The organism is Burkholderia sp. A2 (assembly GCF_001729305.1).
Taxonomy (GTDB): Bacteria; Pseudomonadota; Gammaproteobacteria; order Burkholderiales; family Burkholderiaceae; genus Burkholderia; species Burkholderia sola.
Map to the genome: position 1 here is coordinate 17616 of NZ_LZXX01000046.1, position 20139 is coordinate 37754.

Here is a 20139-nt window from a genome sequence, read left to right on the forward strand (position 1 = left end):
GCACCGCCCCGCCCGGCGAATGCATGGGCGTCAGCGGCGCACGGCAAAGGCATCGACGCCCGTCGCCGCCGCGGACCACGCCCACAGCCGCGCCGCATCCTCCGGATCGATCGCATGCGGCCGCACGCCCGATTCCTCGTTGCCGCGCGTCACCGTGGCGACGTCGCAATCCTCGCAATAGACGCCGCCGAGATCGGCAATGCGCGGCGACGTCGCCGCCCATACCTGGGTGGCCGCGCCCTGCGCAGGCGTCTTGAAGGTCGGATCGATCGGCACGCCGTGTTCGTCGACCCAGCCCTGCGCCATCATTTCCTCGCGCGTCAAATGACGTTGCAGCGGCGTCGCGATCTTGCCGGGATGCAGCGAATACGCGCGAACGCCGAACGGCGCGCCGAGCCCGTCGAGCTGCACCGCGAACAACGCGTTGGCGGTTTTCGACTGCCCGTACGCGAGCCATTTGTCGTAACCGCGCGCGAAATCGATATCGTCCCAGCGGATCGGCGACAGCCGGTGCCCGAGCGAGGACACCGCGACCACGCGCGCGCCGTCGCCGTGCGCGAGCGCAGGCCACAGCCGGTTGACGAGCGCGTAGTGACCGAGGTGGTTGACGGCCATCTGCGCTTCGCGACCGTCGCCGACGCGGGTCTCGGGGCACGCCATGATGCCCGCGCTGTTGATGACGACATGCACGTCGCGACGCGCGTCGACGAACCGCGCGGCGAATGCGGCCACGCTCGCGGGGTCCGCCAGATCGAGCGTCGCGATCTCCACGCCTGCGATGCCGCGCATCGCTTCGCGCGCGGCCACGGCGCTGCGTGCGCCGACGACGACGTGCGCACCGGCGTGCGCCAGTGCGCGCGTGGTTTCGAGCCCGAGACCCGAATGGCCACCCGTGACGATGGCGGTCTTGCCGTGCAGGTCAAGGCCGGCCAGTACGTCGGTCGCCGTCGATCCAGCGTCGAATCCGGAATGAAGGGGGTGCTGCCTGCTCGTCATTGAAAGCTCCTGGAATGATGCTCGACGCGCGCGGCCGCCCGTCGGCCGCGTCGCTGCACGAGATCATTCTCCGGCCGCGCGTCCGGACTGTGAATGCAATAGAATCCGGTTTTTCGTCGAGATCGTCCGGGGATTGCGCGTGGACCCGCTATCGGAAGTACTGTCGCTGCTGGAAACGCGCGACTCGTTTTTCACCGGCCTGCGGGCCGGCGGCCCGTGGGCAGTCGACCTTCCGCCGCCCGACGGGATCAAGTTCAACGCGGTGGTCGAAGGCAGTTGCTGGCTGACCGTCGACGGTGCGGGGCCGCCCGTCCGGCTGCGCGCGGGGGACTGCTTCCTGCTCGCCGCGCCGCGCGCATTTTCGCTGGCGAGCGATCCGTCGGTCGCGCCGGTGCCGGCCGCCGACGTGTACCGGCATCTCGAACGCGGTATCGCGCACTACGGGCAACCGGCCGACTGCTTTCTGATCGGCGGCCGCTTCACGTACGAGGAACGCATGCCGCTGCTGCTCGGCAGCCTGCCGCCCGTGGTCGTCGTGAGTGGCGATTCCGAACCGGCGGCGGTACTCCGCTGGTCGCTGCAGCAGCTCGCACGGGAGTTCGGCGCGTCGTCGCCGGGTGGGTCGCTGATGGTCCGGCATCTCGGACACATGATGCTGGTGCAGATCCTGCGGCGCTATGTGGACGCCGGCGCGAACGGCGATGCCGGATGGCTGGCCGGGTTCGCGGATGCGCGGGTCAGCGCGGCGCTGGCCGCGATTCACGCCGCGCCCGAGCGACGCTGGACCGTCGACGCGCTGGCGGCCTGCTGCCACGTGTCGCGTTCGACGTTCGCGCTGCATTTCAAGCGGCGGCTCGGGTTCGGGCCGCTCGAATACGTGCTGCGCTGGCGGATCCAGCTGGCGATGCGGGAACTGCGCAGATCGAACGCATCGATCTCGGCGATCGCGCAGCGGCTCGGCTACGACTCGGATAGCGCGTTCGGCCATGCGTTCAAACGCATCGTGGGCTGCTCGCCGCGCGCCTATCGTCACGACGTGACGAAGGAACCGGGCAACTAGCGTCTTGACCGCCTTCGTCGGGCGCGTGATGTTGCGATTCCGCCGACGTCATGCATTCACATTACGACCATCGGGATAAGTATTCTTATCACAATATGCCGATTTAATTTCCGAACTCGACCGTGCAGCAATGCGTCAGCGCATCACGCGCTGGTATGCCGCAATTTCCCGTCGATGTGCTGCGGCAGCCTCAGCAGGTTGAAGATCGGGCACACCGCTTCGACCGCCTGATGCAACGCGCGGATGGCCTCCGGCGGCTCCGGCGACACGATGTCCAGCGTATAGCGGATGTTGTGCGGAAAGACCGGCACATGTTCGAACCCGGGTTGCTGCGCGAGCGGATGCTGGTCGCCGGTGACTTCGACTTCGATCGCGTCGATCTTCAACCCCTGCTCCGCGGCCTGGATCAACGTGATGTGCGTGAGGCAACTGCCGAGCACCCCAAGCTGCAGTTCCGGCGATGCGGGCCCGAGGTTGTAGCCCGCGAAATCGGGCGGGCTGTCGCTGATCACCTGGAAATCGCGAATCCGGATCTCGCGCACGCCGCTGCGGCCGAGCGCGCGCACGGTCGCCTTCAGCGGCGTCGCCTTGAAATCGGGATCGTTGCGGGCGGCCTGCTGCTTCGCGTGCCACGCAGCGCGCTTTTGCGCGAGATAGTCGTTCAGGGTCGTCATGGTCAAGTCATGGGTAGCGGCACGCACGCGACGGATCGGTTCGCTGCGCGCCGAAGCGATCAGTCGATCGCCGGAATCCACGCGGCCGTCGCCGCGTCGCTCGCGCGGAACGCCGGAAACTTCGCGCCGAGTTCGGCCACGGTATGAATGTCGTTTTTCACGAGGTCGTCGCGCGTGATCAGCGTCGGCTTGACCGCGATGCGCGCGCCCGGGTTTTGCCCGGCGACCAGCAGCGCCGCGGCCCGCACCGACACCGCGCCGACGACCGCCGGATTGGTCGCGGCCGTCGCGACCCATGCGCTGTTCGGCGCGCGGATGGCCTCGATGTCGGCCGTCGACACGTCCGCGCTGTAGATGCGCAGCTTCGACGACAGCCGGGCCTCGTCGGCCGCAAGCTTCGCGCCGCGCGCGAATTCGTCGTACGGCGCGAACACGACACGGATGTCCGGATTCGCGCGATACACGGCCGCCGCCTGGTTCGCGACCGACTGCGCGATCGGATTGTCGACGGTACCCCAGCGCGCCTTTTCCCGAACCTTCGGATGCGCGCGCTTGAAGTCGCGCCACGCGGCATCGCGGCGGTCCAGCGGCGCGAATCCGGCCACGTACACGTACCCTGCCGCGAATGCGTCGCCGTTGTCCTTCACGGCCTGATCGAGCAGCAGGTTCGCGAGGTCGCGATCGTTCTGCTCGATCTGCGGCACCTTCGGGTTGGCGAGATCGACGTCGAACGCGACGACCTTGATGCCTTTGTCCAGCGCCCGCTGCACGACGTCCTTCAGCGATTCCGGCAAGCCGTGATTGACGATGATCGCGGACACGCCGATGCTGATCGCCTGCTGAATCTGCTCACGCTGCTCGGCCGCATCCTGCCGGCCTTCGTAGATGCGCAGATCGACGCCGAGCGCGCGTGCCTGCTTCTGCGCGCCGGCTTCGTAGGCCTGGAAGAAATCGCCGGTCGACAGGTAGTTGACGAGCGCGATCTTCACTCCGCCCTTGTCGAACGGCGCGGGCGCGCCCTTGAGCGGGCCGGCATGTGCCGCGGGCACACCGAGCACGAGCGCGGCGCCCAGTACGAGTGCAGCGAGTTTCGGTTCGAGGCGCGACTTTCGGCGAAGCAACGAGCGCATGGCGTGTCTGTCTCCGTACAGGACGATATCGGCCCAATCTATCAGCACGGCACGCGAACTCAAACCGACCGATTCGGCAATCGATATTACTTTGGATAACAAACAGTCCCGCCCGCCAATCCTTCGAACCCGTTCGTGACCGAGCCGCGTCTCGGCAACCTCACGCATCACGCCCGGGCATCCGCCCGGCGCCCGATGCCGAACGTAAACGCGAGGGCCAGCACGAGCAGCACGCCCTTGATGAAATCCTGCATATAGTAGGGTGCGTTCAGCATCGTCAGCCCGTTGAGCAGTACGCCGACGAACACCGCGCCGACGACCGTGCCGAACACGTTGGGCCGCTTCGCGCCCCACACCGCGTAACCGATCAGCGCGGCCGCCACCGCGTCGAGCAGCAGCGAGTGCCCCGCGCTCACGTCGCCGCGGCCGACCCGCGCAGCGATCAGCACGCCGCCCAGCGAGGCGATCGCACCCGACACGACATACGCGGCGACGCGGTACCGTGCGGCCGGCGCGCCGGCCAGCCGCGCGGCCGTTTCGTTGCCGCCGATCGCATAGATCACGCGGCCCCAGCGCGTCGCTTCCATCGTGATGCAGCCCAGCACCGTCACCGCCGCGAGCACCAGTACCGGCAACGGTACGACATCGAACACGCGCAGCCGGCCGAGCGCGAGGAACGCGTCGGGGAACACGCCCGTGGCGTCCGTGCCGTCCGGCAGCACGGAGCCGGTCGCGAGCGAACGGCCGCCGGTCGGGATCAACTGCAGGCCGGCCAGCAGGAACAACGTGCCGAGCGTCGCGAGCTGGTCGGGCACACGCAGCCGCGTAATCAGCACGCCGTTGAACAAGCCGGCGGCCACGCCAAGCGCGACGCAGGCGATCACGGCCCCCCATGCGCTGCCGTGCCAGACGACCAGCACGTAGCTCGCGGCCATCTGCGCGGTCGCGGCCACGCTGCCGACCGACAGGTCGAAGCCGCCGGCCGCGAGCGTGACCGTCACGCCGACACCGAGCAACGCGACGATCGACACCGCCTGCAGGATGCTGAACAGATTGTCGACGTTCAGGAACGCAGGCTCCTTGAGCGCGAACACGACCACGAGGACGGCCAGCACGAGCAGGATGCCGGTTCGTTCGAGCGCATCGCGGATACGCGCGGGCACGGGGCGCGACGACCGTTCGACGGGAGCGGCATGACGCACGGCGGAAGAAGTCGCGGGTTTCATGAGCAGGCACGCACGATGGAAGAAGTCGGAGGCAGGCAATCGAGCGTGGCGCGATCGAACCGCACGATACGATCGGCGATCTCGGCGGCTTCCTCGAGATCGCTGACGAACACGATCGTCGCACGCTCATGCGCATGACGCCGCAGCGTATCGACGATATCGGCGCGCGCGCCCGCATCGATGCCCTGAAACGGCTCGTCGAGCAGCAACAGCCGCGCCGGTTCGGCGTGCCAGCGCGCGAGCACGACCTTCTGCTGATTGCCGCCGGACAGATGCGCGACGCGATCGTCCGGCCCGTCGCAGCGAATGCCGAATCGCGAGATCGCCGCCTCGGCCGCCGTGCGTTCGCGCGTTCGGCGCACCGCGCCGCTGGCGAACCAGCGCGACAGGAACGGAAAACCGATCGTGCCAGCGATCGATGCGAACGGGACGCTGTCGGGAAACAACGACGTGCGCCATCGGTCCTCGCCGGCCAGGAATACGCCGGCGCGAATCGCGTCCGCCGGCGAACGTGGCCGCCACGGCCGGCCGTCGAGCGTCATCTCGCCGGCCGCCGCATGCACCGCGCCGAAGATCGTCCGCGCGAAGCGCGACTTGCCGCCGCCGACCGGGCCCGCGATCGCGACGATCTCGCCGCGCCGGGCATCGAGGTCGAACGGCGTGCTGGTCGGCGTCAGCCGGATCTGCCGCGCGCTGAAGCCCGAATCGCCCCGGGCCGCGGATCCGGCCAGCCCGGCACGTTCCGGCGCTGCGGCACGCGCACGCGGCAACGGCCGGCCGATCATCGTTTCCACCGCGGCGTCGAAATCGATCGGCGCGGCCAGATCGGCGACGATCCGGCCGTCGCGGACGATCGCCGCGCGATCGGCGATGCGGCGCAAATCGCCGAGCCGATGCGACACCAGCAGGATCGCGACGCCATCGCGGCGCAGCGCATCCACCCGTTCGAACAGCCGCTCGGCCTCCGCCGCGGACAAGCTGGCGGTCGGTTCGTCGAGAATCAGCAACGACGGCTGTCCGGCGAGCGCACGCGCCAGGGTCACGCGCTGCTGATCGGCCAGCGACAGCGATGCGAGCGGCGCCGCCAGATCGACGTCGAGCCCGACCCGCGCGGCGAGCGGTTGCGCCGCAGCGCGGCGCGCGGCCGGCGGCACGCGCCATGGCGAGGCCGGGTCGCACAGTCGGTCGAGCAGCAGGTTGTCGGCAATCGACAGCGTCGGCACGACGGCGTCGGCCACCGACTGGTGCACGGTCGCGACGCCGAGCCGCTTGGCCGCGTGCGGCGATGCCGGCCGATAAGGCTCGCCGCGCAATGCGAGCGTGCCGCCGTCCGCTTGCAGCGCGCCGCTCAGGATCTTGACGAAGGTCGACTTGCCCGCGCCGTTCGCGCCCATCAGCGCGACGACTTCCCCCGCGCCGATCGACAGGTCGAGCGCCGCCAGCGCGACGGTCGCGTCGAAGCGTTTCGCGATGCCCGTGGCGCTCAGGACCGGTGGCGACGCCGATCGAGGGGGCCGCGCTTCGCCCCGCGTCGCGTCCATGGTTTCATTCGTCGCGCTCTTCATGCCGGAAGGTTCCGGTCGGCACGATGCGGCTGCAGCAGGAACAGTACGTCATCGGTCATGTCATGCAACTCCGCTGAGGGTCCTCCGGTATCGAGCGGCTGATCAGCCGGCTTCAGCCACGGGAAACCGGAACGAAGCACCATAGGCCGTGTCCGGCAGGCGGTCCCGCCCGCTCAGCCGTGAACGGAAGGTGCCGCTCGCCGGCGTCGTCCGGTACAGGCCGCGCTTTTTCAGTTCCGGCACGATCAGTTCGGCGAAATCGTCGAGCGTACCCGGGCTGACCAGCGGATTGAGCATGTAGCCGCTCGTCGTCGACTGCCGTGCATGCTCGGCAAGCTGGTCCGCGACTTCGTCCGGCGAGCCGACGAGGATCAGGTCGGTGCCGCGCGTGACGCTCGCGAACTTGCGCCGCACGTCGCCGGCGGTGAGCGGCTTGCCGCTGCCGTCCGGCCGCACCACGTAGGACGTCAGCCCTTCCGTCTGCGTCGTCAGCGGTTCGTCGTCCGCATAGCGGTCGATGTCGATGCCGGTGTCGCCCGCATAGCTGACGAGTTGCGCCTGCTGGTGATAGTGCTGCTGCAGCGCGTGATATTTCTCCTTCGCGTCGCTCGACGAGCGCGCGGTCACGATCCGCAGCACCGTCAGCGACTTCACGTCGTCCGTCGCGCGACCGCGCTCGGCCGCGAGCCGTCGAATTTCGTCGAGGCCCGCGCGAATCTCGTGGGGATTCGACTTCGCGACGAACACGACCTCCGCGTGCTTCGCCGCGAATTCGCGCCCGCGCCCCGACCATCCGGCCTGGATCAGCACGGGCGAGCGCTGCGGCGACGGCGCGCAGACGTGCGGCCCATGCACGCGGTAATGCGTGCCTTCGTGCACGATCGGCCGCACGCGGTCGCCACGCGCATAGCGCGGCGCGTGCTTGTCGGCAACGACCGCGTCGTCCGCCCAGCTCCCTTCCCACAATTTGTATACGACGTCGAGAAATTCCTCCGCGCGCGCGTAGCGCTCGTCGTGGCCGATCATCCGGTCGAGCCCGAAGTTGCGCGCCGCGCTCGTCAGGTAAGACGTCACGATGTTCCAGCCGATCCGGCCGTTGCTCAGATGATCGAGCGTGCTGAATCGGCGCGCGAGCGCGAACGGGTGCTCGTAGGTCGTGCTCGCGGTCACGCCGAATGCGAGCCGCTCGGTCTGCGCGACGAGCGCCGGAATCAGCATCATCGGATCGTTCGCGGGCGCCTCGACCGCCCACTGCAGCGCCGCGTCGGCCGACCCGCCGTAGACGTCGTACAGGCCGAGCACGTCCGCGAAGAACAGCATGTCGAGATCGGCCTGCTCGGCCGTGCGCGCGAGGTTCGACCAGAATGCGAGCGTATTCGCGCGCAACCGTTCGTCGGCGGGATGGGCCCACAGGCTCGGCGCGCCGCCGCAGCCGACGCTGGCTTGTTCATACAGGGAAAACAGCAAGGGGCGAGGATCGGACATCGTCGAAATCGGTACCAGGCGGAAATCAGTTGGGGGCTGCCCACGCGCCCGACGACGCGCGGCGGCGCCGTACGGGCATGCGGTCGTCGGTCACGCGCGTCAGATAGCGATTGACGCGCTTCTCGAGACGGGCGGCAGGAATGGTCAGCAGTGCGACCAGCACGACATAGACGATCGCCGCACCGGCCAGCGGTTCATATACGCGCAACGTCTCGAAGCGCAATGTATTGGCCGTGCCCATCACGTCGAACACGGTCACGGTCGATGCGAGGACGGTCGATTTCAGCAGCAGGATCGCCTCGCCGACGAGCGCGGGCAGCGCAAGCCGCCAAGCACGCGGGCCGACGATGCTGCGCAGCACCTGCACGCGCGTCATCCCGTATGCGTGGCCGGCCTCGATCTCGCCGGCCGGTACCCCGGCGACCGCGCCGCGCAGGATCGTCGCGACGTACGCGCTCTCGTTCACGCTCAATGCGACGATCGCGTACCAGAATGCGTCGCGCAGCAGCGGCGACGCCCAGCTGTCGCGCATCCATTCGCGCGGAACGATCTGCCCGAATCCGTAGTACAACAGATAGAGCTGAACGAGTAGCGGCGTGCCGCGAATCAGCATGAGCCAGCTGCGCGCGGACCAGCGCAGCGGCGTATGGCGCGCACCGGCGGCGAGCGCGAGCGGCACGCCCAGCAGCACGCTGGCCGCGCCCGACACAAGCGTCAGCGCGAGCGTGGTCGGCACCGCGGCGAGCAGCTTCGGCATCACCGTATCGAGCAGGAAAGGTAGCGAGAAGATCATGTCGTCGCGCGCCTCGTGCCGCGATTCGCATGCCGCTCCAGCACCGCGAAGAGGCCGGTCGACGTGATGCTCAGCAGCAGGAACAGTGCGGCCGTGACGAGGTAGAAGAACACGTAGTGCCGCGTCGCGCCGGCCGCGAGCTGGCTCGCCTTCAGCAAATCCGTGAACGAACCGAGCACGCTGATGAACGACGCGTCCTTGGTGGCGTTCAGCCACACGTTGCCGACGCCCGGCAGCGCGAGCCGCGCGGCGGCCGGGAGCCGGATGCGCGCGAACGTCTGCCATGGCGTCATCCCGTACGCGTGCGCGGCTTCGATCTGGCCGATCGGGACGTTGACGAGCGCCGCGCGGAAGATGTCGGTGAGATACGCACCCTGGATGAAACCCAGCGACAGTACGGCGACGACGAACGGGTCGAACGCGAAGTCGCCGGATACGATGCCGCTGCCGCGCAGCGCGTTCTCGATGGCCGGTGCGACCGCATAGAACGCGAGCAGCAGGCACAACAGTTCGGGCAGTGCACGCACGAGCGTCGTGTAGAGCCACGCCAGCCACACGAGCGCCGGGTATCGCGACAGCTTGCCGAGCGCGCCGGCGATGCCGAGCAGCACGCCGGTGCAGAACGACGCCGCCGCGACGCCGAACGTCAGCGCGAACGCGCTCGCGAACACGCGGCCGTAACCGCCGTCGCCGAATGCGAGCAGCGCGAGCAGCGAATCGTCCGCGGCCATGGGGTCAGCGGCCCTTCTCGATCGTGCCTTTCAGGTTCGGATAGCGGGCGGTGATCGCATCCCACGTGCCGTCCTGCTGCAGCTGCGCGATCGCGGTCGACAGCTTGCCGCGCAGTGCATCGCCGTGCCGCACGCCCGCGCCGATGCCGAGGCCCAGCACCGGATTGTCCGCGCACGTGGCCTTGACCTCGAAATCCTTGCCGTCGCGCGACGCGAGGAACGCCGTGAACAGCCCCTTGCCTTCCTGCACGTAGTCGACGCGGCCGGACACCAGATCGGCGAGCGCGTTGTCGAACTTGTCGAACGCCTTGATCTGCGCGTCCTGCTTGAAGCGGGCATCGAGGAACGCCGAGAAGTTGGTGCCGGCCTCGACGCCGATCACGCGACCCTTGAAGGTCGCGGGCGCCGCGCAGTCGACGCGGCGCCGGTCGCTTTTCGCGCCGACGAACACCGTCGGCGATTCGTAATACGCGCGGCTGAAATCGATGGCTTTCTGCCGTTCGCCGGTGATCGTCATCGACGACCAGATCACGTCGATCTTGCGATTCTGCAATGCCGGAATCAGGCCGTCCCATGCGATGTCGGTGAGCTCGCACCGTACGTTCAGCTTGCCGCACGCGGCATCGAGCACGTCGACTTCCCAGCCCTTCCACTTGCCGGAAGCATCCTTCGAAAAGAACGGCGGGTACGACTCGGCGTCGATGCCGACGCGCAACGTCGGCTGGGCCGCATGGGAAACCGGCGCGAGGCCTAGCACGAACAGCGCGGCCGCGACACGGCGGGCCCTGGAATGCATCAAACGATTCATGTGGCGCGTTTCTGAAATAACGTCGGAACGACCGGCGTTGCAGCCGGCAGGAGGCGAGACTGTAATGCGCGCCGAAGCGTGTACCAAATGGTTATTTTTTCGATGGATATCTGATCGCGCGATATGCACGATATGCGCGCAACCGCGTACCGTCCGACGTGCAGCGCGGTACGCGGTTCATCGGTCGTTCAAGCCGCCACGGCCTCGCGCCGCAACGCCGGCAGTTCCAGATTCGCGCGGAAATCGCCGCCCACATAGTCGGTGTCGAGCAGATCGCGTCGACGCAACTCGGGCAGCAAGCCGTTGAGCAGCAAGTCTTCCTGGTCCGGCTGGCCGAGCCCATGCAGCGACAGCACGTCGACGAGCCCCGCGCGATAGCGCGTCTCGATCGCATCGGCGAGCTGCTCCGGCGTGCCGGCGACGAACCAGTGGCCCGTCTCCTGCGCGCGGATGATCAGCTCGCGCAGCGTCAGTCGCTGGCGCGCATAGCCGACGAAGATCGCCACGCGTCCGCGCCGGCGGTGCACGCTGTCGATCGCCGGCAGCAGCGACGCCGGCAACGGCTGGTCGAGCGGCAGGCCGCGCAGGTCCACGTTGCCGCCCAGCATGTCGGCAAGTTTCAGCCTGCCTTGTTCGTAATCGATGCGTTCATGCTTGTCGCGCAATCGCCGCGCGACGTCCGCATCGGATTCGCCGATCACCGAATGAAACGAGTTCATCACGAGCGGCGGCCGGTCGCCGCGGCCGAATGCGGCCGCCTGCCGGTGCAGTTCTGCGACGAACAGGCGTGCATCGTCGAGGGACGGCTGCGACGTGTAGACGACTTCCGCATACCGCGCGCCGAGCGCCACGCCGCTCGCCGACTGCCCCGCCTGGAACAGCACGGGCCGCCGTTGCGGCGAAGGCGGCACGTTCAGCGGCCCCTGCACCTGGAAATGCGCGCCGCGATAGTCGATCGCGCCGAGCTTCATCGGATCGACCGAGATGCCGCCGCCCGGCCCGCGCCGCGTCGCGCGCGGATCGTTCGCGTCGAACAGCGCGTTGACGACTTCGACGAATTCGGCCGCGCGCGCATAACGCTGCTCCGGGCCGGGCAGCGCCGCGTCGCCGAAATTCTCCTCGCCGACCGACGACGTCACTGCATTCCATGCCGCGCGGCCGCCGCTCACGTGATCGAGCGTGCCGATCAGCCGCGCGAGGTTGTACGGATGGTGATACGTCGTCGAAACGGTCGCGACGAGCCCGATCGCCGATGTCGCCTGGCTCAGCGCCGCCAGCGCGACGATCGGCTCCTGGCTGCCGGTGGTCCCGGCGAGGCCGGCCGCATCGGCCTGCAGCAGGTCGGCGGTAAAGAGGCCGGTGATCTTCTCGGCTTCCGCGCGGCGCGCAAGCGCCGCCGCGCGCCGCACGCCCTGCGCGACATCCGCATCGCCGGGTGCATACAGCACGCTCGCCGCGCCGACGAGCGTCTTCAGCCGTCTGCGTGCGCCGCTCATGACGCAGCTCCGGTCGTCGCGCGATGGCACGCAGTGAGGGCCGGACGTCGTTCGCGTTGCTCGTTCATTCGTATTCCTCGTGATTCCGTTCGGTCGGAGAATCGGAGCATGCCTGCGGGCATCGCGACCGCGAGCGTACTCGCGCCGGCTCGTCGGGCAGGCTCCACGCACGCGCCGCGAGGCGCGCAGCCAACGACCATAACGCAAGCCCCCTGGTCGGCCGGAACGAATATTTTCGGCTTTGGATATTCTTGTTGATTGTTTGACCGTGCGACCGTCGACGCAAAATAATTCGGCATGCCAAATCCGTTGATCAGGCCGTTTCGACCCGCGCCGATCGCTTCATCATGACGTTCGACGCCCTCCGCTCCGACTTCGATTTTTCCGCTTTGTCCGCATGGCCGTTCCGCTTGAGCGTGCTCGACAAGAGCCCCATTGCACCGGGAGAAACCGCCGCCGACGCGCTGGCGCGCAGCGTATCGCTCGCGCGCTTCGCCGATGCGGCCGGCTATCACCGTTACTGGCTCGCCGAACATCACAACACCGCCGCGCTCGCGTGCCCGTCGCCGGAAATTTTGATCGCACACGTACTCGCGCAGACGCGACGCATTCGGGTCGGATCGGGCGGCGTCATGCTGCAACATTACAGTCCGTACAAGATCGCGGAGAATTTCAACCTGCTCGCGTCGCTCGCGCCCGGCCGCGTCGATCTCGGCATCGGCAAGGCGCCGGGCGGCCTGCCGCTGTCGACGCGTGCGCTGCAGGCCGGCTACGATCCGGCGCGGCGCGCGTCCTTCGCCGATCTGGCCGACGAATTGAATCGCTATCTCAATGGTGAGGATGCGACAGCCGATGCGGCCGGTCAGGGTGCCGCGACGCTGCACGCGACGCCGCACCCGCCGGTGCCCGCGCAACCATTCCTGCTCGGCGCCAGCGCGGAGAGCGCCATGCTCGCCGCGCGGCTCGGCTGGGCGTTCGTCTACGCGTCGCATCTGAATGCCTCCGCGACGGATCTCGAACGAACGTTCGACGCCTATCGCGAGGCGTCGGATGGCCGTACGCCGCTGCTGGCCGTCTCCGCGATCGTGGCCGACAGTCGCGACGCGGCGGCGCGACTCGCGAGCGGACATCAGGGCTTTCGCGTGCAGGTCGGCGACACGCCCGCCGTCAACGTCGGCAACCTGGAACAGGCGCACGCATACATCCGCCAGGCCGGCGGCGGCCCGCACCGGATCGACCCGCGCGAAACGCGGATCGTGCACGGCACGCGCGACGACGTGCTGCGCGAGTTAGACACGTTGCATCGTCGCTACGGGATTGCGGAATTCGTCGTCGACACGCCGCTCGCCGATGCCGTACCGCGGATTGCGTCGCTGCGGTTGCTGGCCGGGGCGGCTGCCGACGACGATCACGACACGATGGTGGCGCACGACGAAGCGAACGCGAACGCGCGAGACGCCAGCGCGCGCACGGCCACGCGTCAACCGCACTTCGAGGGCACCGCGCCATGACCGATACGATCCGCATCGCCGGCACGGACGACGTGCCGGCCGTCTACGCGTTGCTGCAGGACGCTTACGCGCCGCTCGCGGCGCAGGGCGTGCACTTCACGATCACGCGCTCGCCGATCGAACGCGTCGCGCAGACCGTAGCGCGCGAAACGACGTTCGTGCTCGAGCACGCGACACCCGACGGCCGCACGGCGCTCGCGGCTACGTTGACCGTGCGGTTTCCATGGGTATCCGGCGAACTCAATCGCACGCCCTATCCGTTCCTGCATTGGTTCGCGGTCACCCCCGCGTTCAAGCGACAGGGATTCGGAAGCGCACTGATCGCGCACGTCGAGACCCAGTTCCTGGCGTCGCAAATCAAGGCGCCCGCGACGTATCTCGCGACCGCGACCAACCATCCGTGGTTGCAGTCGTATTACGAGCGCGGCGGCTACCAGCCGTTCGACCGCTCGACGAACGCGCTCGGCACGCCGCTCGTCTGGCTGAGAAAAATCTTGATCCCGGATCTCTACGCTGATCCTGCGGCGGACGATCCCGCCCGAAACCCGTTGCGCATCCACGCGAACGCATGAAGTGACGTACCGCGCGGGCCCACGCAGCGACGCGAACCGCATCCACCGCTACCCACCTCGTAAAAGGCTTTCTCGCATGACATTCGCATTTCCGGATTCCGCGCTGCGCGCGTCGCGCCGCACCGCATCGGCTGCACTGCTGCTCGCACTCGCGCTGCCGCATGCGGCGTTCGCACAGGGCGCGCCCGTCGCCGGCGGCACGCTGACCTGGGGCGTCGAAACCGAGCCCCGCACGCTGAACCCGCAACTGAACGGCCAGGACAAGGTCGAGCTGCTGCTGCGCAACGCATACGAAAGCCTGCTTGCGCAGAAGCCCGACGGCAGCTACGTGCTGTGGCTCGCGACCGGCTACAAGGTCTCCGCCGACGGCAAGACCTATACGTTCACGCTGCGCGACGGCGTGAAGTTCACCGACGGCGCGCCGTTCGACGCGAAGGCCGTCGCTCGCAATTTCCTGAACGCACGCGAACTGTCGTATGCGGCCGGCAGCCAGCTCGCGCGGCTGATCTCGCACGTCGCCGACGTCAAGACGCCGGACGCGCACACGGTCGTCATCACGCTCGACGCGCCGTATGCGCCGTTCCTGACGTTCGCCGGCCGGCTGCCGCTGCTGTCGCCGAACGCGTTCGACCGGCCCGGCCTGAAGTCGGGCGGCCCCGACATCGCGGGCACCGGCCCGTTCATCCTGCGCCGCTACGTGAAGGGCCAGGAAATCGAGTTCGCGAAAAATCCCGACTATCGCTGGGCGCCGCCGACGGCCGGCCACCAGGGCCCCGCGTACCTCGACCGCATCGTCTACCGGTTCCTGCCCGAATCATCGGTCCGCACCGGCGCGCTGCTGTCCGGCCAGGTCGACGTGATCGAGGGCGTGTCGGGCAACGACGCCGCGCTGATCCGCAACAACGCCGATTTCACCTACCGCCACGCGCTCAACACCGGCACGCCGTACTCGCTGTTCCTGAACGTCGGCTACGGCCCGACGCAGGACGTGAAGGTGCGCCGCGCGCTGCTCGAAGGGCTCGACACGACCGGCATCGTGCAGTCGATCTACCGCGGCGAGCGCACGCGCGCATGGGGCATCACGTCGCCGATCGATCCGTTCTACGACGCGTCGATCGAAAAGACCTACGGCAACAACCCGAAGCTCGCGAATCAACTGCTGGATGAGGCCGGCTGGAGCGCGCGCGACAGCGGCGGCTACCGCACGAAGAACGGCGAACGGCTGACGATCGCGGTGGTCCAGGCGCAGGCGACCGTGCGCGACCAGCGCGACGTGCTGCTGCAGGCGCTACAGGCGCAGGCGCGGCAACGGCTCGGCGTGGACCTGAAGATCCAGTACGTCGACGACGGCACGTACGTCGAGGCGCGCAAGAGCGGCAAGTTCGGCTCGATCGCGAACTCGAACACGCCGCCGGACGGCATCGACATCGAAGGCCACTACCTGCCCGTCGATCGCGGCGGCGCGCTGAACTACAGCCGCGCGGCGGCGCCCGAGCTGACGCGCTGGCTGCAGGCGGCCGCGCGCACGCAGAACGTCGCCGAGCGCAAGAAGCTGTACGGCGAGCTGCAGCGCTTCGCGATCAACGAGCAGGCGTACGCGCTGCCGCTGTACGAGCCGGAAGACCAGATCGCGGCCGCGAAGGCGGTCCAGGGGCTGCGCTTCCGCTCGTTCGCGCAGATGCCCGAGAACCCGTACGACGTGTGGGTGAAGAAGTAGGCCGGCGCGGGCCGGCCCGCGTCGCATCGCCCATCGCGCCACCCCGACAGGAGAATCGACCATGAACCGTCCGTCGTCCGCTTTCGTCTCCGTCCCGGACGCGGCGCCTGCCACGGCGACGCCGCCCGCATGGCGCCGCTGGCTGCGTTCGCCGATCGCGACGCGGCTCGCCACCGGCGTGCTCGTGCTGTGGGCCGCGGTCACGCTGTCGTTCATCGCCATCCATCTCGCACCGGGCGATATCGTCGGCATCCTGATCGGCGAGCAGTTGAGCACGCCGGAGATCGAAGCCGCGATCCGCCGGGAATGGGGGCTCGACGAGCCGCTCGCGCTGCAATACACGCATTACCTGTGGCGCGTGCTGCACGGCGAATTCGGCCGCTCGTACATCCTGAACACCGACGTCGCGCCGCTCGTGCTCGGCCAGCTTTGGCCGACGCTGAAACTGACGGGCGCGGCGCTGGTGGTGACGATCGTGTTCGCCGTCGGCCTCGCGGTGCTCACGGCCGGCCGCCGCTGGGCCGGGCGCGCGGCATCGGGCGTCGAGCTGCTGCTCGCGTCGACGCCGTCGTTCTGGCTCGGCATCATGCTGCTGTTCGTGTTCAGCTTCACGCTCAAGCTGTTCCCGGTGGCCGGCGATCGAGGCTTCGCGTCGCTCGTGCTGCCCGCGCTGTCGCTCGGGCTCGCGCAGGGCGCGGTGATCGGCCGCGTGCTGCGGCAAGGCATCGAGCGCGCGCTCGACGAACCGTACGCGCTGACGGTGCGTTCGTGGGGCATCGGCGGGCTTGCGCTGCGCGTGCGCCATGCGCTGCGCCATGCGGCGCTGCCGGCCGTCACGCTCGCCGGCTGGCTCGTCGGCGGCCTGCTGAGCGGCGCGGTGATCACCGAGCAGGTGTTCGGCCGGCCCGGCCTCGGCAAGGTGACGGTCGACGCGGTGCTGTCGAAGGACATGCCGGTGATCCTCGCGATCGCGATCCTGTCGGCGGCCATCTACGTCGCGCTCAGCACGGCCGTCGACCTGCTGTACCTGCTGATCGATCCCCGCCTGCGCGACCGCCGCGCACCGCGTTGAACCGGAGACTTCGTTGTCCACGCCCATCGACTTCACGTTGCGCACGCCCGCAACATTCGCCGCCGCCGGCTGGCTGCGCCGCCATCCAGGCCTCGCGCTCGCCGCCGTCTATCTGCTGCTGAACGTGGTCGCGGTCGTCGCACCCGGCTGGCTCGCGCACTACGACCCGCTGGCGGCCGATCCGCTGTCCGCGCAACTCGGCAGCAGCGCCGAGCACTGGCTCGGCACCGATCAGCTCGGCCGCGACATCTTCTCGCGGGTCGTGTACGGCGCCCGCTACTCGCTGTCGATCAGCGCGGCCGCGATCGGCGTCGCGACGCTGTTCGGCACCGCGCTCGGGCTGTTCGCCGGGCTCGCGCGCGGCTGGCTCGACGAGCTGATCACGCGCGTGCTCGACGTCGTGTCCGCGTTCCCCGACCTGCTGCTCGCACTGATGCTGATCTCGTTCACCGGCCCCGGCGCGGTCAACCTCGTGTTCGCGCTCGGCGTCGCGTCGGTGCCGCGCTTCGCACGCGTGGTGCGCGCGCAGACCTTCGTCGTCGCGGCGTCCGGCTATGTCGAGCACGCGCGCACGCTCGGCCTCGCGCCGGCGGTACTGGTGTGGCGACACGTGCTGCCGCACGCGATCGCGCAGGTGCCGGTGCTGGCGACGATCGGGCTGGGCACCACGATCATCGGCACCTCGGGACTGAGCTTTCTGGGAATGGGACCGCAGCCGCCCGCCGCGGAATGGGGATTGATGCTCGCCGAAGGCCGCAACTATCTGTACAACGCGTGGTGGATCGCGGTATGGCCCGGCCTCGCGATCACCGCAGCCGTGATCGCCGTGAATGCGCTCGGCGGCTACTGGCAGGCGCGTTTCGAACACCGGGAGGCAGCATGAGCACGCCTGATACCGTTGCGCGCGCAACGACTTCCACCGCCGCGCCGCTGGCCCGCGTCGAGCGCCTGACGATCGCGTTTCGCGGGCCGCGAGGCACACGGGCCGTCGTCGGCCCGCTCGACCTTGCCGTGCATGCCGGCGAATGCGTCGCGCTCGTCGGCGAGTCGGGCTCCGGCAAGTCGGTCACCGCACGCAGTCTGGTCGGGCTGAACGGCCCGCACGCGGTGATCGACGCTGCCCGGTTCGAGATCGCCGGCGCCGATGCGCGCGGCCATCGCGAGCGCGACTGGCGCGCGATACGGGGCCGCCGGATCGGCTACGTGCTGCAGGATGCGCTGGTGTCGCTCGACCCGCTATGGCGCGTGCGCGACCTCGTCGCGGAGGCGTTGCACGATACGCGTCGGCGCGACGTCGCCGCGCGCAGCGCCGACCTGCTGCGCTCGGTCGGCATCGACGATCCCGAGCGACGGCTGCCGCAGTATCCGCATCAGTTGTCGGGCGGCTTGCGGCAGCGCGTGCTGATCGGCACCGCGATCGCGGGCGGCGCGTCGCTGCTGATTGCCGACGAGCCGACCACGGCGCTGGACATGACCGTACAACGCCAGATCTTGTCGCTGCTGCGTGCGCGGCGGGACGCCGGCGACGCGATCCTGCTGATCAGCCACGACCTCGCGGTCGTCGCGGATCTGGCCGATCGCGTGCTCGTGATGCGCGCGGGTCAGGTCGTCGAACAGGGGCCGGCACGCGACGTGCTGAGCGCACCGGCGCATCCGTACACGCGTGCGTTGCTCGCGGCGATTCCGACCGCCGCGTCACGCGGGTTCCGGCTCGCGAGCGCCGAGCGCGTTCCGCTGCCGCCGAAGCGCATCGACGCGCAGGCCCCGGTGCTGGCCGTCGACGCGCTGACGAAACGCTATGGCGGGCGCGATGCGCCGGCCGCCGTCGACGGCGTGTCGTTCTCCCTCGCGCGCGGCGAGACGCTCGGCATCGTCGGTGAATCCGGCTCAGGAAAATCGACGGTCGCGCGAATCGTGCTCGGGCTCGTCGAACCCGACGCCGGTACCGTCACGCTCGACGGCCAGCCGTGGAACGGCGTGCCGGAAGCCGCGCGGCGCGCCCGCCGCGCACGGCTGCAACTGATCGCGCAGGACCCGTACAGTTCGTTCGATCCACGCTATTCGGTCGGCCGGATCATCGGCGAAGGGCTCGACGCGGTCGGTATTCACGGCGAGGCGCGCCGTCGCCGCGTGCTGCAACTGCTCGACGAAGTGCAGCTCGGGGCCGCATGCTTCGATCGGTATCCGCGTGAATTGTCCGGCGGCCAGCGGCAGCGCGTCGCGATCGCCCGCGCGTTCGCGTCCAATCCGGCGCTGCTCGTCGCGGACGAACCGGTCAGCGCGCTCGACGTGTCGATCCAGGCGCAAGTGCTCGACCTGCTCGCCGATCTGCAGGCCGAACACGGCACCGCGATGCTGTTCATCTCGCACGATCTGGGCGTGGTGCATCACGTGGCCGACCGGATTCTCGTGATGCGGCGCGGCCGCGTGGTCGAAAGCGGCCCGGTCGCGCAGGTATTCGACGCACCGTCGCACCCGTATACCGCGTCGCTTCTGGACGCACTGCCGACGCTGCCCGGCGCGGCCGCCGCACCGACGCTCGCCGCGCTCGCATGACGGCTGCCCGCCCTCGTCGAACCGCCGTATTGCGCTGATCGACCGCCGGTTCTCGCCGTCAGGTCCATCTCGGCGCGATCACGCGGAGCGATATCGCACGGGATCGAACCGCCCGCCGCCCGCGCGCCAACCGCGCGTCATCGCCCGATCGGCAACCCGGTCGGTTCGATCCAGCCGAGCTTGTACGCGATCAGCAACGACAGAAACAACGTGACCGACAATCCCACGCGCGCGGCGAGCGACCACGCCATCCGCTTGGATTTGCCGCGATCGTGATTCATGAAGTACAGCGCGAAGATCAGGCTCGCGATGATCATCGCGAATGCCACAGAAACCAGCAGGGTTTTCATTGCCGTTGCCTTTGAAGATCCGAATCGGCCTGAATCAGTTCGGCCAGTTTTTGCCGCTCGTCGGCGACGCCGCCGACACCCGATGCCGGCCAGTCCAGCGCGACGCCGTTGCCGAGCGAATCGCGCACGAGCGCCTGGTAGCGCCGGTCGTTGATCGTGCCGTGCTCCATCGTGTCCGAGATCTCGCGTCGAAACGGCAGCGGGAAACTTGCATACCCCCGCGACAGCGCCGCATATTGTCTCGCATCGATTTCTTTCGACGAGGGTATGACGGTCCAGATCACCACGGCGACGATGGCCGTGAACGGGATCGCCGTGTAGCGAAGGATGAACTTGATCGGGGTCATGAAGCGGTGAGCAGAAGGGAATCGCGAGCGAGCGCCGCTCGGCGGCGAAA

19 protein-coding genes are annotated in these 20139 nt (G+C 68.7%); 7 read left to right on the top strand and 12 right to left on the bottom strand.

What is annotated here, in order from left to right:
- Nucleotides 1-30: 30 nt before the first annotated feature.
- Nucleotides 31-996 (bottom strand): SDR family NAD(P)-dependent oxidoreductase, encoded by a 966-nt coding sequence (locus A9Z05_RS03675; protein ID WP_069616915.1) that lies wholly within the window; start codon nt 994-996, stop codon nt 31-33.
- A gap of 139 nt (nt 997-1135) precedes the next feature.
- On the opposite strand from A9Z05_RS03675, the gene A9Z05_RS03680 reads away from it, so the two are divergent.
- Nucleotides 1136-2056 (top strand): AraC family transcriptional regulator, encoded by a 921-nt coding sequence (locus A9Z05_RS03680; protein ID WP_069617009.1) that lies wholly within the window; start codon nt 1136-1138, stop codon nt 2054-2056.
- 143 nt (nt 2057-2199) lie between these two features.
- On the opposite strand, the gene A9Z05_RS03685 is transcribed toward A9Z05_RS03680, so the two are convergent.
- The 9 genes from A9Z05_RS03685 to A9Z05_RS03725 form a co-directional block, all read right to left on the bottom strand.
- A complete protein-coding gene (locus A9Z05_RS03685) occupies nt 2200-2730 on the bottom strand; it encodes an OsmC family protein (protein ID WP_069616916.1) in 531 nt (176 codons plus the stop codon).
- A 59-nt stretch (nt 2731-2789) separates the two neighbouring features.
- Nucleotides 2790-3860 (bottom strand): substrate-binding domain-containing protein, encoded by a 1071-nt coding sequence (locus A9Z05_RS03690; RefSeq protein WP_069616917.1) that lies wholly within the window; start codon nt 3858-3860, stop codon nt 2790-2792.
- A 167-nt stretch (nt 3861-4027) separates the two neighbouring features.
- Nucleotides 4028-5086, bottom strand: a complete 1059-nt coding sequence (locus tag A9Z05_RS03695) for an ABC transporter permease (protein WP_069616918.1) — start codon at nt 5084-5086, stop codon at nt 4028-4030.
- The gene (locus A9Z05_RS03700) at nt 5083-6651 is read right to left on the bottom strand and encodes a sugar ABC transporter ATP-binding protein (RefSeq protein WP_084044101.1); all 1569 of its coding nucleotides are present in this window, start codon (nt 6649-6651) and stop codon (nt 5083-5085) included. The genes A9Z05_RS03695 and A9Z05_RS03700 overlap by 4 nt, the downstream gene beginning before the upstream one ends.
- A 102-nt stretch (nt 6652-6753) precedes the next feature.
- Nucleotides 6754-8136: an LLM class flavin-dependent oxidoreductase gene (locus A9Z05_RS03705; RefSeq protein WP_069616919.1), complete on the bottom strand. Its 1383-nt coding sequence runs from the start codon at nt 8134-8136 to the stop codon at nt 6754-6756.
- A gap of 25 nt (nt 8137-8161) precedes the next feature.
- Entirely contained in the window at nt 8162-8929 is a 768-nt protein-coding gene (locus A9Z05_RS03710; RefSeq protein WP_069616920.1) for an ABC transporter permease, read from the bottom strand.
- A complete protein-coding gene (locus A9Z05_RS03715; RefSeq protein ID WP_069616921.1) occupies nt 8926-9660 on the bottom strand; it encodes an ABC transporter permease in 735 nt (244 codons plus the stop codon). The genes A9Z05_RS03710 and A9Z05_RS03715 overlap by 4 nt, the downstream gene beginning before the upstream one ends.
- 4 nt (nt 9661-9664) lie before the next feature.
- Nucleotides 9665-10468 carry a transporter substrate-binding domain-containing protein gene (locus tag A9Z05_RS03720; protein ID WP_069616922.1) on the bottom strand — a complete coding sequence of 268 codons (804 nt, stop codon included), beginning with the start codon at nt 10466-10468 and terminating at the stop codon, nt 9665-9667.
- A gap of 188 nt (nt 10469-10656) precedes the next feature.
- Nucleotides 10657-11964, bottom strand: a complete 1308-nt coding sequence (locus A9Z05_RS03725; RefSeq protein ID WP_069616923.1) for an NtaA/DmoA family FMN-dependent monooxygenase — start codon at nt 11962-11964, stop codon at nt 10657-10659.
- A 347-nt stretch (nt 11965-12311) separates the two neighbouring features.
- On the opposite strand from A9Z05_RS03725, the gene A9Z05_RS03730 reads away from it, so the two are divergent.
- The 6 genes from A9Z05_RS03730 to A9Z05_RS03755 all read left to right on the top strand — a co-directional run bounded on the left by A9Z05_RS03730 (nt 12312) and on the right by A9Z05_RS03755 (nt 19392).
- Nucleotides 12312-13475 carry an MsnO8 family LLM class oxidoreductase gene (locus A9Z05_RS03730; protein ID WP_069616924.1) on the top strand — a complete coding sequence of 388 codons (1164 nt, stop codon included), beginning with the start codon at nt 12312-12314 and terminating at the stop codon, nt 13473-13475.
- A complete protein-coding gene (locus A9Z05_RS03735; RefSeq protein WP_069616925.1) occupies nt 13472-14047 on the top strand; it encodes a GNAT family N-acetyltransferase in 576 nt (191 codons plus the stop codon). Before A9Z05_RS03730 ends, A9Z05_RS03735 begins: the two co-directional genes overlap by 4 nt.
- Before the next feature lie 76 nt (nt 14048-14123).
- A complete protein-coding gene (locus A9Z05_RS03740; protein WP_069616926.1) occupies nt 14124-15764 on the top strand; it encodes an ABC transporter substrate-binding protein in 1641 nt (546 codons plus the stop codon).
- Nucleotides 15765-15825: 61 nt separating this feature from the next.
- Nucleotides 15826-16836 carry an ABC transporter permease gene (locus A9Z05_RS03745; protein ID WP_069616927.1) on the top strand — a complete coding sequence of 337 codons (1011 nt, stop codon included), beginning with the start codon at nt 15826-15828 and terminating at the stop codon, nt 16834-16836.
- Between the two features lie 13 nt (nt 16837-16849).
- Nucleotides 16850-17719, top strand: a complete 870-nt coding sequence (locus A9Z05_RS03750; protein ID WP_084044102.1) for an ABC transporter permease — start codon at nt 16850-16852, stop codon at nt 17717-17719.
- Nucleotides 17716-19392 carry an ABC transporter ATP-binding protein gene (locus A9Z05_RS03755; RefSeq protein WP_069616928.1) on the top strand — a complete coding sequence of 559 codons (1677 nt, stop codon included), beginning with the start codon at nt 17716-17718 and terminating at the stop codon, nt 19390-19392. The genes A9Z05_RS03750 and A9Z05_RS03755 overlap by 4 nt, the downstream gene beginning before the upstream one ends.
- A 137-nt stretch (nt 19393-19529) precedes the next feature.
- Here the strand turns inward: A9Z05_RS03755 and A9Z05_RS03760 are convergent, their stop codons facing one another.
- Together A9Z05_RS03760 and A9Z05_RS03765 are read right to left on the bottom strand one after the other, a co-directional pair.
- Nucleotides 19530-19742 (bottom strand): twin transmembrane helix small protein, encoded by a 213-nt coding sequence (locus A9Z05_RS03760; RefSeq protein ID WP_006489184.1) that lies wholly within the window; start codon nt 19740-19742, stop codon nt 19530-19532.
- Nucleotides 19739-20089 (bottom strand): hypothetical protein, encoded by a 351-nt coding sequence (locus tag A9Z05_RS03765; protein ID WP_050017815.1) that lies wholly within the window; start codon nt 20087-20089, stop codon nt 19739-19741. Before A9Z05_RS03765 ends, A9Z05_RS03760 begins: the two co-directional genes overlap by 4 nt.
- Between the last annotated feature and the right edge of the window lie 50 nt (nt 20090-20139).